Source organism: Flavobacterium sp. TN-1 (genome assembly GCF_052828645.1).
Genome location: NZ_CM128253.1, coordinates 2,719,358 through 2,733,056, shown reverse-complemented (window position 1 = coordinate 2,733,056; position 13,699 = coordinate 2,719,358). Strand labels below are relative to the sequence as shown.

Genomic DNA, 13,699 nt, shown 5'->3' with positions numbered 1-13,699 from the left:
ATTTAGGGAGTTTTTTTCAACTCCCTATGAACAAAATATATTTGTATATCCTTCTTTTTGTTAATTTACAAATTTCAGGATTTTATAACACTACAGATAATTCTTCTGTAGATAGCTCTTATTATTATTCTGAGAAAGCAATACGTTTTAAAAATTTTAAAATTTTTGAAAGAGCTTTAGAAAATGCTAATAAATCTATTGTATTTGCTAAAAAAACAACTAATAAGGCATCTTTGGCAAATGGATATTATACTTTAGGTATTATTTATCTAGATTCTGAAAGATATGATGATGCAATAGAAAAATTTATTAGAGCAATTTCTGTTTATAATACTTTAGAACCGTCTAGTAAATTAGCTTTATCTTATTTTAAAATAGGAATTTGCCATTTGAATAAGGCAAATAATATAAAAGCAGAGGCTTACTTTAGTAAAGCTAATTCAGTATATGATAATATTGATTTGCCAGAAGCTAAAGTTGTTCTACTATTAGAAAAAGCTAAAATTTATATAAAACAAAACAATCTAAAGTTAGCTGAAGCAAATCTTATAAAACTATTGAATAGTCCTCATTCTAAAGAGATTAAAAGAAATAAATCGGAGATATTTTTTCAATTAGGAATTATAAAAAAGAAAGAAAAAAAATATGTAGATGCTTTACAATATTTTAAAAAATCATACTTATTAAGTAAAAAAGAAAATAATGCTTGTTTACAATTAAGGTCTACAGAAGAATTAAGTAGGGTTTATGAAGCAAGTACTTTAACTAATAACTCTTTGTTATTTCTAAAAAAGCATCTCCGCATAAAAGATTCTTTAGAACGAGTAGGAGAGCTTAAAAATCAACATCTGATTAACGAACAAGTAAAAGTAGATGATTTGATGAAATCAATGGAGAAAATGGATAAGGATAAAAAAAGTCAAGAAAAAGCAACTCAATTTTCTAAATTAATAAATATTCTAGCAATTGCTTTGATTACAATTCTTTCTTTATTGAGTCTTTCTCTCTATAAAAATAATATTATTCGCAATAGATCTAATGAGTTACTAAGAGAAAAAAATAATGAACTGAAAGAGGCTAAAGAAAGAATAGAAAAGGCATCTAAAGCTAGAACTGAGTTTTTATCTACTGTAAGTCATGAGCTAAGGACACCTTTGAATGCCATTAATGGTATATCTCATTTATTATTAGAGGAAAGTCCTAAAAAAAGCCAAATAGAATATTTGAAATCATTGAAATTTTCAGGTAATTATCTTTTAACTTATATAAATGAAATTTTAGAAATCAATAGAATTGAATCTAATAATATAGAACTAGAATTAATTAATTTTAATTTTAGAGAGCTAGTTAGTAACATACATAAATCTTTAAAAGAATTAGCAGAGCAAAATAATAATTTGTTTCGATTAGAGATAGATGAAAATATTCCTAAAAATCTAATAGGAGATACGACTAAAATATCACAAATTTTTATTAATTTAATTAATAATGCTTTAAAGTTTACAAAAAATGGAGAAGTACTTTTTATTGCTAAATTAATTTCAGAGAATAATGATGTATGTGATATTCATTTTGAAATTAAGGATACAGGTATTGGTATACCAGAAAATAAGCAAGAAGAAATTTTTGAAAGTTTTTCTCAAGGTTCTGTTGAAATAAATAGAAAATATGGGGGTACAGGATTGGGGCTGACAATTGTAAAAAGATTGGTGGCTCTTATGAAAGGGGAAATAAAAGTTATGAGTGAAGTAGATAAAGGATCACGATTTTATTTTAATTTAACATTAGAAAAAGGAACTTCTAAAGTAGAAAAGACAGATCAAATTTTAAATAATGAAGTGTTTATTGGTAAAAAAGTTTTGCTTGTTGAAGACAACAAAATAAATCAAATGATCACGAAGAAAATTTTAGAAAAGAAAAAAATGCTTGTCACTTTATGTGAAACAGGAGAGGAATCTATTGAGATGATGCGTAAAAATCAATATAATATTACCTTAATGGATGTTCATTTACCAGGTATAAATGGTACAGTTGCAACTGAAAAAATTAGAAAATTTGATAAAGAAACACCTATTATAGCACTAACGGCTATTTCTTTAAATGAAAATAGAGAAATGTTATTATCTTATGGTATGACAGATGTGATAACGAAACCGTTTAATCCCGATGATTTTTATAAAATCATCGAGACCAACCTTGTTTAATTTGAAGTTTAATATTGTATAATGATTTCTTTTATTAACTTACGTATATGAGGTTCTGTAGTTTTTACAGCCTCTAATACTTCTTCGTGTGTTACACTGTCTATATTTTCGGCATCGCCTATATCTGTTATTACAGAAATTCCAAAAGTTTCTAATTCCATGTGTCTAGCAACAATTACTTCAGGAACAGTGCTCATTCCTACACAATCACAACCAAGGGCTTTTACCATTTTATATTCGGCTAAAGTTTCATAAGTTGGACCTTGTAAAGCTAAATATATTCCTTCTTGTACTTGAATTCCTAGATCACTTGCAATTTCTTTTGCTTTGGCTAGCATTTGTCTACTATAAGGCTCGCTCATATTAACAAATCGAGGTCCAAAACGCTCATCATTTTTACCTCTTAGAGGATGTTCTGGCATCATATTAACATGATCTTTGAGCAAAACAATAGACCCTACATTGTAATTAGGGTTTACTCCTCCAGAAGCATTTGAAACTATTAATTTATTTACTCCAATATACTTCATAACTCGAACAGGAAAAGTTACTTCCTGCATGTTATAACCTTCATAATAATGAAAACGTCCTTGCATAGCAACTACTTTCTTTGAACCAATGGTTCCAAATACTAATGCTCCTTTATGTCCTTGTACGGTAGATACAGGAAAATTAGGAATTTCATTATAAGATAACATAAACTCCACCTCAATATCGTCAGTAAAACCACCTAATCCAGAACCTAATATGATACCATATTCAGGTTTAAAATTGATTTTATTTGTAATGTAATCAACGGTTTCTTGCACTTTTTCCCACATAGTTTAAAATTTCAGATTCAAATAATATATTTTCTTTTTTTAATACGGTTTTTATAGGTAAATAATATAGCTGTTCTTTTGGTAATTTCCCTTTTAAACGCATATAATCTTTTTCTGTTGTTATAATTTTTCTGCCAGCAGCACGCTTTAAAATGTTTTTTAAATCAGTTTCTGTAAAATTGTGATGATCGGTAAAAATCATTCGATTTTCTTTTTTTACTTGTAAAAAATTAAAAAAGGGCTCTGGTTTTGCTATTCCTGATACTACAAGGTAATCCCTTTCCAAAGACGAAGTAATGATAAAATTATCATCATTAAATATTTTTTTATCATATTCTATGTAAGAAAAATAAATAGGTGTTTCTGCTTTTGAAAATAGTCTTATCTTTTCACGTATTTTAGACTTTGCAATTTCATCAATTTCTTTAGGACATTTTGTGATAATTATCATGTTAGCTCGTTGGGCTCCTTTTTTATTTTCACGTAAATTACCTGCTGGTAAGATAAGATCGTTGTAAAAAAGGTCGTCATAAGAAGATAGCATTATATAATAGCCTGCTTTTACTTTTCTATGTTGAAAAGCGTCATCTAATAAAATGATGTCAGGTTTATTAGGTAATGCTAATAATTTTTCTATTCCTTCTTTTCTATTAGCATCTACGGCTACTTTAATTGTAGAGAATTTTTGAAAAAATTGATACGGTTCATCTCCTAATATTTCACTTGTAATTTTTTCATTAGCTAATATAAAACCTTTTGATTTTCGTTTATAACCACGACTTAATGTGGCTATTTTGTATTTATCGTGTAATAAGTGAATTAAATATTCTATTAAAGGGGTTTTTCCTGTTCCACCTACACTTAAATTACCAACAGCAATAATAGGTGTATTAAAAGCATAAGATTTTAAGAATCCAATATTGTATAAAAAATTCCGAATATTGGTTAGGAAACCATATATTATAGAAAAAGGGAAAAGTAATTTTCGAAGGGTTTTCATTTTAATGTCAAATTATACAAAGATAATAATACATTAAGTAGAAAAAAAGAGGGAAATAAAATTTTAAAGGTTAAAGTAGGGTATAAAAGAGTAGTTGGCTTGTGTAGTAGTCTTACTTTAGTTTTAAGAATAGAAGAGATTTTAATTTTAGAAAAGAAAAAAGGCTTTGAAATTGTATATATTGATTAAGAATAAAATATATAGATTTGTAAAAATAAAAGCTTTAATTAATGTAATAGTATAGGCTATTGTAATTTAATATGGGATAAAAAGAAGTAATAAAATGATGTTTAGAAATAAATTTTGAAGGATATGACAATAAATGATATAATTTCTGTTTTAGAAGAAATGGCTCCTTTGGCCTATGCTGAAGATTTTGATAATGTAGGGTTGTTAGTAGGGAACAAAGATTTAGAAGTTACTGGGGTACTGGTTTGTCATGATGCTCTAGAAAAGATAATAGATGAAGCTATTTTGAAAAAGTGTAATTTAGTAGTTTGTTTTCATCCTATTTTATTCTCGGGAATCAAAAAAATTACGGGTAAAAATTATGTAGAACGAGCTATTTTAAAAGCAATTAAACATGATATTGCCATTTATGCTGTACATACTGCTTTAGATAATCATCAAGAAGGAGTTAATAAAACAATTTGTAATGCTTTAGGATTACAAAGTACTAAAGTTTTAATTCCTAAAGTAAATTTTATTCAAAAATTAGTTACTTATACAATTCCAGAAAATGTAGAGAAAGTTAGGAATGCTTTATTTGAGGCAGGAGCTGGGAAAATTGGTAACTATGAGGATTGTAGTTTTAATTCAAAAGGAAAGGGGACTTATATGGGAAATGAAAGTAGTAATCCTGAAATAGGAGAACGACTTGAATTTATAGAAGCAGAGGAAGTTAAAATAGAAGTTACTTTTGAAAAATACAAACAAGGAAAAATTTTAAAAGCTTTATTTAATAATCATATATATGAAGAAGTTGCTTATGAAATATATAATTTAGAAAATTCACACCAAAATATTGGATTGGGAATGATAGGTGAATTAGAAACACCAATGAATGAAAAAGAATTTCTTGAATTTGTGAAAGAAAAAATGCAATGTGGAGTTATAAGACATACTGATTTTACAGAAAAAAAGATAAAAAAGGTAGCTGTTTTAGGAGGTTCTGGTGCTTTTGCAATTCAAAAAGCAATTCAAAATGGAGTAGATGCCTACTTAACAGCTGATTTAAAATATCATAATTTTTATGAAGCAGAAAATAAAATTTTGTTAGCTGATATAGGACATTTTGAAAGCGAAAGATTTACAAAAAAGTATATTGTTGATTTTCTTAAGAAAAAAATTTGTAGTTTTGCAAACTATTTGTCGAAAGACAAAATTATATTATCTGAAATAAATACAAATCCAGTTAATTACTTGTAGAAATATGGCAACAAAAGAATTGAATGTAGAAGAAAAATTAAGAGCGTTATACGACTTACAATTAATCGATTCAAGAATCGACGAAATTAGAAACGTAAGAGGTGAATTGCCTCTTGAAGTGGAAGATTTAGAAGATGAAGTTGCTGGTTTGACTAAAAGAGTTGAAAAATTAAAAACTGATTTAGAGTCAATAGAAGAACAAATAAAAGCTAAAAAGGGTTCTATAGAAGAACATAAAGAAGCAATTAAAAAGTATACTTCACAACAAAAAGAAGTTCGTAATAATCGTGAATTTAACTCATTGACAAAAGAAGTTGAATTTCAAGAACTTGAAATTCAGTTAGCAGAAAAGCATATTCGTGAGATGAAGGCTTCAATTGAACATAAAAAAGTTTCAATAGCTCAGACAAAAGAAAAATTAGAAGCAAAATCAACTCACTTAAAACACAAAAAGTCAGAGTTAGAAGAAATTATGTCTGAAACTGAGAAAGAAGAAGTTTTTTTAGTAAGTAAGTCACAAGAATTTGAAGCACAGATAGAAGACCGCTTGTTAAAAGCATACAAACGTATTCGTGGAAATGTACGTAATGGTTTGGCAGTAGTGTCTATTGAACGTGGTGCTTCAGCAGGCTCTTTTTTTACAATTCCTCCTCAAACACAAATGGAAATTGCTGCTCGTAAAAAAGTAATTACGGATGAACATAGCGGAAGGATTTTAGTAGATGCTGTTTTAGCGGATGAAGAAAGAGAAAAAATGGAACAATTATTTGCTAAAATATAATAATATTTGGGGCTGTCCAAAAAGTAATAAATCAACATGTAGTTTGTCACTCCAACGTAAGGAGTAGTCTTATAATCAACATTGTATCATTTCTCCCTTTGGTCGAAATGAGAAGATTTCAAACTTTTTGGACAGTCTCTTTTTATGAATTATTTTTTATATTTTTTATTCACTAAAAGCATAGGATTATTTCTTAATCTTTTTAGTTGTGTATTTCCTGAAAAAACGTCAGAGTTAGTATTTCTGCTTTTTACTACTCCTAAAAAAGGAAAATTAAACCCGAAAAAACTTCCTCAATTTTTGCAAGAATCTAAAATTGAAAAATTGAAAAAAGAAGACCTAACTTTTCAAATTTATATCTGGCACGGAAATGATACTAAAATACTTTTAATACATGGCTGGGAAAGTAATTCTTCTCGTTGGGAACATATATTTCCTTATTTAAAAGCTACAGGAAGTACAATAATAGCAATAGATGCGCCTGCTCATGGCCTTTCAGACGGAAAACGATTTACAATACCTCAATATGGTCAATTTATTAATGAAACTGTTCAAAAATATAAGCCACAATATTTAATAGGTCATTCAATAGGAGGAAATGCTTGTTTGTACTACCAATATGCCTTTTCTTCAGATTGTATTAAAAAAATAATTACACTAGGAACTCCTTGTGATTTTGTTTTTATTCTAAAAAAATACGTTTGTTTATTAAACTTAAATTCAAAATTGAGAAAAAAATTAAACGATAGGTGTGTAACGGAATATCAAGAAGAGTTAGATAAATTTTCAGCCCAACGATTTGTACAAAATACCAAAATAAAAGGATTAATTATTCATGATGTAGAAGATCAAACAGTATTTGTTGATGAAGGAAGAAAAATAGCAGAAGCTTGGAAAGATGCACGTCTTATTGAAACTAAAGGATTAGGACATTCATTACAGGATATAAAAATTTTTAAAGAAATCAATTGGTTTTTATTTCATTAAATCTATTCTTCATTAAAAATATAAAATGCTTAAAATAAGGAGGTAGTTAAAAATAGAATACTCAGATTAAATTTTTAAGGGATAATATAGCTTTAATGTAAAAGTCTATTTTTTTTCTTGTATCTATTATCTAATTTCTAAAATCATAATTTTTAATTTCTATTACTATCTTTGTAAAATGGAAGAGAATAAGACAAGAATTAATAAATTTTTATCAGAAACAGGTTTTTGTTCCCGTCGTGAAGCAGATAAGCTGTTAGAACAAGGACGTATTACTATTAATGGAAAAATTCCAGAGTTAGGAACAAAAGTTTCTTTAGATGATGAAATAAGAGTAGATGGTAAACTTATTCGAGAAAAAACAAGTAAACCCATTTATTTAGCTTTTCATAAACCTATAGGAATTGAGTGTACAACGAATTTAAAAGTTAAAAATAATATAATTGATTATATTAACTATCCTAAACGAATTTTCCCTATTGGTCGATTAGATAAAGCTAGTGAAGGTCTTATATTTATGACAGATGATGGAGATATTGTAAACAAGATATTAAGAGCTCGTAATAATCATGAAAAAGAATATATTGTAACAGTTAATAAGCCTATAAACGAACGTTTTGTAAAAAAAATGAGTAATGGTGTTCCTATTTTAGGTACTATAACCCGTAAATGCAAAACAGAACAAATAGATACTACATCTTTTAAAATAATATTAACACAAGGATTGAATAGACAAATTCGTCGTATGTGTGAGTATTTGGGTTATGAAGTTGTAAGGTTAAAAAGAGTTCGTATAATTAATATATCATTAGATGTTCCTTTAGGTAGATATAGAGAGTTAACAGAAAAAGAAATTAATCAATTAAATAAATTAATAGCTCCTTCTAGTAAAACAGAAGAAGCTAGTCTTTTAAAATCAAATAAAAAGATTAATTAGTTCTTTTTAATAAAAACCTTTTTAAAACACATAATATACCCCAAAAAATAGTAAAACATTATTTTTTGGGGTTTTTATTTAATGAAAATAAGATAGGTATTTTCGTAAAGATCTTTATTATTCTATTAAATGTTGATAGGCTCCTAAATCAGGAGGAGATGTTCTATTTTTGTCATCTATATCTTTTGGAATTAAAAAAGAATTATTTCCTTTGGCTATAACTGGTGAATTTTTAAGAATTCGGAGATTGTTTTTAATGGGATCTTTGAATTTTGGATCAAAATTATTTTGTCGTGTGTCTATAATATTATTATTACTAGGATTTTTTATTAAGTTGTATAAAGAATTATTATATAAATTGTTTGGATCGTTAAATTTGATTAAACAGTGATTAAAATCAATATTAAATGCTGCTGAATCGTTTTTTTTCAAACCTAACTCAATGTTATTATTTCCATATATAATACAATTAATAAAGCTAGCTAAAATAAGATCAGAAGTAAATAATACCTCTTTTTGTTTATAGGTATTATCTATATAAACACAAGGAATTTGACGGTTACTATTATTCCAATAATTAGCAAAAGTACAAGATTTAAAACGATATTCGCCTCCTAATGTACAAGCTAAACTAGCTTGTCCGCATTTGTTAATAACAATGTTTTCTCCATTTATTTTACTTTTTCTAGCTGCTAATCCGAAATCACTAGAGTTATATATTTGAGTATTAAAAATATTGGTAATAGATTCTTCATTTCGATCTATAAAAATTCCAAATGAACTGTTTTTTATAGTCAGATGATTAAAATTATTATTCATGCTTCCTTCTGCTAAATAAATTCCTCCCCATTGACCTGGTATTTCGGCATATTTAGATTCTAAACGATCCCCTTCAATTATGACTTCTTTTTCTAATTTTTTTTGGTCAGTAGATATGGTTCCTTCTATTTTAATAGAACCTGATTTTTTTACAAAAATTCCAGATTGATTATGACAATATATTCTAGTTCCAGGATCAATTATTAATGTTTTATTAGCAGGAACTCCTGCATATCCATAAATGACATAGGGTTTTGTGTTAGTGAAATGAAGTTCGTTACCATTAATTGGATCATTTTCATTTAATTCAAATCCATAGACTGTATTGTTTGGAACTAAGTCATTTAGAGTTAATTTTTCCTTTTTCTCAGGATATAAAAAAATAGCATCTTGAATTAATGTAACTAAATCAACTTTTTGTTGATTGATTCCTGTGTCAAATAAAATTTTGTCTGTATAGAGATAATCTGTAGAATTGACATCTTTAATATTGGCTGTTTCTTCAATGAAAATATACAAACTATCATTGGCTAATATTTCTATATTATGAAATGTTTTTCCTTGATTATTTGTTCCTGTTGTACCATCAATCATTAACCTATATTTAGATAGAGATCCTTTTTCTAAAGAAATTGTAGGAATGTGTAGGTCTTCATTGCTTTTATTATATACTTTTAAGGAATAAGTGCTAGAAGAAATTCCAGAAAAAACAGTGTCTAAGTAAACCGTGTTTTTAGAGAAAGATAATTGCCCGTTACTCGGTTTCGTTTCAAAATCTTTCCGACAAGAAATAAATATCGAAACGATACTAATCAAAAAAAGGAAATATTGGCGCATTATGATTATAATTTGGTATAAAAATAAAGAAAATAAAAATGTAAAAAGTGTTTTTTAAAACACTTCAGATATTTTAGTCCTAATTTTTGTACTTTTGATAGGATATTTTTATAGATATGATATTTGATAAGGAAAAATTTGTTGAAAAATGTAATGTTTTGTGTCAAAATACATTGATGGAAACATTAAAAATAAAATTTATAGAAGCAGGAAATGATTATCTAATAGCTAAGATGCCTGTTGAGAGTAGTGTACATCAACCAATGGGATTATTGCATGGAGGAGCAACTGTAGCTTTAGCAGAGAGTGTAGGCAGTGCTGCTTCGCTTATGTTTATAAATTTAGAAAAACAAGAGATTAGAGGGATTGAAATATCAGCTAATCATTTAAAAAGTAAAAGAACAGGAGAGGTAACAGCAATAGCTAAGTTAGTTCATAAAGGAAGATCTTTGCATTTATGGGAAATAAGAATTGAGGATGAAAATAAATCACTTATTTCTTTGTGTAAGTTGACAAATATAGTACTTCCTAAAAGAGAATTATAATTTTTTAATGAATGAAAAGCATATTTGAAAGGGCAAAAATTCAACAAAAAATGAACTTGCCATTTGTTCTTTATCGTAAACCCAATACGAAAACCTTAGTAGGTATTTTTCAAGAAAATGATCATATCTATTTTACAGAAAATTTTAAAGAAGAAGCTTTTATTTTTGCACCATTTACTGGGGTACCTATTATTTTTCCATTAGAAAAATCTGAACTAAAATATAATTCAGTTTATTTTGATCATGAAATAAAAGATTTGGAGATAGATATTTTAGAAAATCTATTGGATAAACAAAATTTTATTGAATTAGTTAAAAAGGGTATAAGTATAATAGAAACGGGAGATTTTGATAAAGTAGTGCTTTCAAGGACAGAAGAGGTTCTAATTAAAGGTTTTGATATGTTTAGAAGTTTTGAACAAATGTTGTTTAAGTATCCTTCTGCTTTTTGCTATACTTGGTATCATCCTAAAATTGGTTTGTGGATGGGAGCAACCCCAGAAAAATTATTTTCTATAAAAGAAAATAATTTTGAAACTATGGCTTTGGCAGGTACACAAATAGCCCAAAATGAAGAACGTGTTTTATGGACTAAAAAAGAAAAGAAAGAACAGCAATTTGTTACAGATTTTATAAAAGATCAATTAAAAGGAATAATTTATGATCTTCAAATTTCAGATGCTTATACTAGTAAAGCGGGTAAATTATTTCATCTAAGAACGGATATAAAAGGGATTGTAAAAGATGCTACTATTTTAGAAGAAATAATAAATGTATTACACCCGACTCCAGCTGTATGTGGTGTTCCAAAAATGATAACAAAAAACTTTATAGAAAAAGAAGAAGGGTATCATAGAGAATTTTATACAGGATTTCTTGGAGAATTAAATATAGATTGTAATACAAATGAAAAATCAACGGATCTCTATGTCAATTTAAGATGTATGAAAGTTTTAGAAAATAAGATTAATTTATTTATAGGCTGTGGAATTACAAGGGATAGTAATCCAGAATCAGAATGGTATGAAACTCTTAATAAAAGTAAAACTATGAGGATAATTATTAATAACTCTAAATAAAAAGAATATAAAATATTAAAATTAAAATCATGAAATTAGAGATATTAGCATTTGGAGCTCATCCTGATGATGTTGAGTTGGGTTGTGCAGGGACTCTTGCAAAAGAAGCAAGTTTAGGTAAAAAAATAGGTATTATTGATTTAACAAGAGGTGAATTAGGAACTAGAGGTACTGCTGAAATTAGAGATTTAGAAGCATTAAAAGCGGCTAAAATTTTAAAAGTTGAGATAAGAGAGAATTTAAAATTTCGAGATGGTTTCTTTAAGAATGATGAATATCATCAAATTGAAATTATAAAAATGATTCGTAAATATAGACCTGAAATAGTGTTATGTAACGCTATTCAGGATAGACATATAGATCATCCTAAGGGAAGTAACTTAGTTTCAGATGCTTGTTTTTTATCAGGATTGCAAAAAATAGAGACAGAACTAGATGGACAGTTTCAAGAGGCTTGGCGTCCCAAAAAAATCTATCATTATATACAATGGATGAATATAAAACCAGATTTTGCTGTTGATATTTCAGGTTTTATGGAATTAAAGATGCAATCTATTTTAGCTTATTCATCTCAATTTTATGACCCTAATTCATCAGAGCCAGAAACACCTATTACCTCAAAGAATTTTTTAGATAGCGTTCAATATCGTGCACAAGATTTAGGACGATTAATAGGGACAGATTTTGCAGAAGGATTCACAGTAGAAAGATGTTTGGCAGTCAGTACTTTAGAAAATTTATTGTAATTTTTTTATAAAATAGTTTGCAAGACTAATCTTTTGTTGTATATTTGCACTCGCAATACGGAAGTAGTTGGTATTGCTGAAAATGGTGATTGTAGCTCAGTTGGTTAGAGCGTCGGATTGTGGTTCCGAAGGTCGTGGGTTCGAGACCCATCATTCACCCTAAAATAAGATAAAAGTTTTAAATAACATCATGGTGATTGTAGCTCAGTTGGTTAGAGCGTCGGATTGTGGTTCCGAAGGTCGTGGGTTCGAGACCCATCATTCACCCTAAAAAAGTCCTACTAAATTAGTAGGACTTTTTTTATTAATTACTCCTACAAAAATTAGGGTTAACTCAAAAATATGTTTGATTTATACCATTTAAAAAATACCCCCTTTTTTAGCTAAAACTAAAAAAGGAGATAAAATTAGGAGGAGGTCACTGAAAAACCTCGTTTATTTTGATCAATTTGGTTTTCTAGAGATATAAAAAACGCTTATAAAGGATTTTAAAGATACTTTATAAGCGTTTTTATTTTGTAACTGTTTTTTATTTTAGATTATATAAGTCAGTGTTTTTTGCCTTAAGTAGGGGCATTTTGCAAAATGTATGTGTAGGCTAAAATTAGGAAGTGTTTTTTTATATCTTTTCGTAATACATGGCTTTAACAATACCGTCTGAGAGTCCTATTTTAGGGACGTAAATTTTATTAGCTTTACTCCATTTCATAGCGTTTAGATAAATTCTTAGTGCATGTATAATTACGTCTGCTCGGTCTGTATTTAATCCTAATTCAGCAATTCTTTCCTCATAAGATAATGAGGAGAGGTATTGGTATTGTGTGTTTAAATAAATATAAGATAAAGGTTTGTCTTGCTGTTTTCCAGATAATTTGAAAATTTTATTAATATTTCCTCCAGAACCAATTAGAGTAATATCTTCATAAGGTTCTGTAACACTTTTGATCCATTTTTCAATTTCTTCCCAAACTACATTGTTTACCATTTCGTTGAGTAAGCGTACTGTTCCGTTTTTAAATGATTTAGAAGCAATCATTTTTCCTTCACTGAATAAGGAAAATTCCGTACTTCCTCCTCCTACATCTACATATAAATAGGTTTGTTCTGTTTTTATGAATGAGTGTAAATCGGAAGCAGCTATAATTGCAGCTTCTTTTTTTCCATCAATAATATCTATTTTAACTTCAGCTTTCTTTTTTATTAATTCTACAACCTCTTTTGCGTTATAGGCCTCTCTCATGGCGGAAGTAGCACAAGCTTTATATTTTTCTACTTTATAAACACCCATTAATAATTTATAAGCTTTCATAGCATTTACCATTCTATTAATGTTTTCTGGCGTAATTTCTCCTACTGTAAAAGCATCTTGTCCTAATCGGATAGGGACTCTGAATAAAGCACTTTTATTAAATTGGGTTTCTTTACCATCTTTCTCTACTATATTCATGATTAGTAATCTTACGGCATTAGATCCTATATCAATTGCTGCATATTTTTTAATTTTAATCATTTGAG

At 27.9% G+C, this 13,699-nt stretch carries 12 protein-coding genes and 2 tRNA genes; 10 read left to right on the top strand and 4 right to left on the bottom strand.

The features are described from left to right. Positions 1-26: 26 nt before the first annotated feature. Positions 27-2,204: a tetratricopeptide repeat-containing hybrid sensor histidine kinase/response regulator gene (locus tag ACUXZJ_RS12355; RefSeq protein WP_060382250.1), complete on the top strand. Its 2,178-nt coding sequence runs from the start codon at positions 27-29 to the stop codon at positions 2,202-2,204. A gap of 8 nt (positions 2,205-2,212) precedes the next feature. On the opposite strand, the gene ACUXZJ_RS12350 is transcribed toward ACUXZJ_RS12355, so the two are convergent. Next, positions 2,213-3,025 (bottom strand): purine-nucleoside phosphorylase, encoded by an 813-nt coding sequence (locus tag ACUXZJ_RS12350; RefSeq protein WP_060382249.1) that lies wholly within the window; start codon positions 3,023-3,025, stop codon positions 2,213-2,215. Beyond that, entirely contained in the window at positions 2,997-4,025 is a 1,029-nt protein-coding gene (lpxK, locus tag ACUXZJ_RS12345) for a tetraacyldisaccharide 4'-kinase (protein ID WP_060382248.1), read from the bottom strand. Before lpxK ends, ACUXZJ_RS12350 begins: the two co-directional genes overlap by 29 nt. A 312-nt stretch (positions 4,026-4,337) precedes the next feature. Here lpxK and ACUXZJ_RS12340 point away from each other — a divergent pair, with 312 nt between their 5' ends. From ACUXZJ_RS12340 to rluF, 4 genes are all read left to right on the top strand, one after another. Next, positions 4,338-5,453 carry a Nif3-like dinuclear metal center hexameric protein gene (locus ACUXZJ_RS12340; RefSeq protein ID WP_060382247.1) on the top strand — a complete coding sequence of 372 codons (1,116 nt, stop codon included), beginning with the start codon at positions 4,338-4,340 and terminating at the stop codon, positions 5,451-5,453. Positions 5,454-5,457: 4 nt separating this feature from the next. After that, the gene (locus tag ACUXZJ_RS12335; protein WP_060382246.1) at positions 5,458-6,234 is read left to right on the top strand and encodes a zinc ribbon domain-containing protein; all 777 of its coding nucleotides are present in this window, start codon (positions 5,458-5,460) and stop codon (positions 6,232-6,234) included. A 144-nt stretch (positions 6,235-6,378) separates the two neighbouring features. After that, positions 6,379-7,221, top strand: a complete 843-nt coding sequence (locus tag ACUXZJ_RS12330) for an alpha/beta fold hydrolase (RefSeq protein ID WP_063743893.1) — start codon at positions 6,379-6,381, stop codon at positions 7,219-7,221. Between the two features lie 178 nt (positions 7,222-7,399). Beyond that, positions 7,400-8,158, top strand: coding sequence for a 23S rRNA pseudouridine(2604) synthase RluF (gene rluF, locus ACUXZJ_RS12325; protein ID WP_060382245.1), 759 nt, complete (start codon positions 7,400-7,402; stop codon positions 8,156-8,158). Positions 8,159-8,275: 117 nt separating this feature from the next. On the opposite strand, the gene ACUXZJ_RS12320 is transcribed toward rluF, so the two are convergent. Then, positions 8,276-9,814, bottom strand: coding sequence for a hypothetical protein (locus ACUXZJ_RS12320; protein WP_060382244.1), 1,539 nt, complete (start codon positions 9,812-9,814; stop codon positions 8,276-8,278). Positions 9,815-9,930: 116 nt separating this feature from the next. On the opposite strand from ACUXZJ_RS12320, the gene ACUXZJ_RS12315 reads away from it, so the two are divergent. The 5 genes from ACUXZJ_RS12315 to ACUXZJ_RS12295 all read left to right on the top strand — a co-directional run bounded on the left by ACUXZJ_RS12315 (position 9,931) and on the right by ACUXZJ_RS12295 (position 12,452). Next, the gene (locus ACUXZJ_RS12315) at positions 9,931-10,359 is read left to right on the top strand and encodes a PaaI family thioesterase (protein ID WP_060382243.1); all 429 of its coding nucleotides are present in this window, start codon (positions 9,931-9,933) and stop codon (positions 10,357-10,359) included. A 50-nt stretch (positions 10,360-10,409) separates the two neighbouring features. Continuing rightward, positions 10,410-11,438 carry an isochorismate synthase gene (locus tag ACUXZJ_RS12310; protein ID WP_060383833.1) on the top strand — a complete coding sequence of 343 codons (1,029 nt, stop codon included), beginning with the start codon at positions 10,410-10,412 and terminating at the stop codon, positions 11,436-11,438. A gap of 29 nt (positions 11,439-11,467) precedes the next feature. After that, positions 11,468-12,184 (top strand): bacillithiol biosynthesis deacetylase BshB1, encoded by a 717-nt coding sequence (gene bshB1, locus ACUXZJ_RS12305; protein ID WP_060382242.1) that lies wholly within the window; start codon positions 11,468-11,470, stop codon positions 12,182-12,184. 84 nt (positions 12,185-12,268) lie between these two features. Then, a tRNA-His gene (locus ACUXZJ_RS12300) sits at positions 12,269-12,344 on the top strand. A gap of 32 nt (positions 12,345-12,376) precedes the next feature. Continuing rightward, positions 12,377-12,452: transfer RNA gene (locus ACUXZJ_RS12295), tRNA-His, on the top strand. 351 nt (positions 12,453-12,803) lie between these two features. On the opposite strand, the gene ACUXZJ_RS12290 is transcribed toward ACUXZJ_RS12295, so the two are convergent. Next, positions 12,804-13,694 (bottom strand): Ppx/GppA phosphatase family protein, encoded by an 891-nt coding sequence (locus tag ACUXZJ_RS12290; RefSeq protein WP_446195137.1) that lies wholly within the window; start codon positions 13,692-13,694, stop codon positions 12,804-12,806. Between the last annotated feature and the right edge of the window lie 5 nt (positions 13,695-13,699).

Excerpts from the sequence above, each read along its gene's own strand:
- ACUXZJ_RS12330 (WP_063743893.1), top strand. The coding sequence starts at position 6,379 with ATGAATTATTTTTTATATTTTTTATTCACTAAAAGCATAGGATTATTT.
- ACUXZJ_RS12290 (WP_446195137.1), bottom strand. The coding sequence starts at position 13,694 with ATGATTAAAATTAAAAAATATGCAGCAATTGATATAGGATCTAATGCC.
- ACUXZJ_RS12355 (WP_060382250.1), top strand. The coding sequence starts at position 27 with ATGAACAAAATATATTTGTATATCCTTCTTTTTGTTAATTTACAAATT.
- bshB1 (WP_060382242.1), top strand. The coding sequence starts at position 11,468 with ATGAAATTAGAGATATTAGCATTTGGAGCTCATCCTGATGATGTTGAG.
- ACUXZJ_RS12310 (WP_060383833.1), top strand. The coding sequence starts at position 10,410 with ATGAACTTGCCATTTGTTCTTTATCGTAAACCCAATACGAAAACCTTA.
- ACUXZJ_RS12335 (WP_060382246.1), top strand. The coding sequence starts at position 5,458 with ATGGCAACAAAAGAATTGAATGTAGAAGAAAAATTAAGAGCGTTATAC.
- ACUXZJ_RS12315 (WP_060382243.1), top strand. The coding sequence starts at position 9,931 with ATGATATTTGATAAGGAAAAATTTGTTGAAAAATGTAATGTTTTGTGT.
- ACUXZJ_RS12340 (WP_060382247.1), top strand. The coding sequence starts at position 4,338 with ATGACAATAAATGATATAATTTCTGTTTTAGAAGAAATGGCTCCTTTG.
- ACUXZJ_RS12320 (WP_060382244.1), bottom strand. The coding sequence starts at position 9,814 with ATGCGCCAATATTTCCTTTTTTTGATTAGTATCGTTTCGATATTTATT.
- lpxK (WP_060382248.1), bottom strand. The coding sequence starts at position 4,025 with ATGAAAACCCTTCGAAAATTACTTTTCCCTTTTTCTATAATATATGGT.
- ACUXZJ_RS12350 (WP_060382249.1), bottom strand. The coding sequence starts at position 3,025 with ATGTGGGAAAAAGTGCAAGAAACCGTTGATTACATTACAAATAAAATC.
- rluF (WP_060382245.1), top strand. The coding sequence starts at position 7,400 with ATGGAAGAGAATAAGACAAGAATTAATAAATTTTTATCAGAAACAGGT.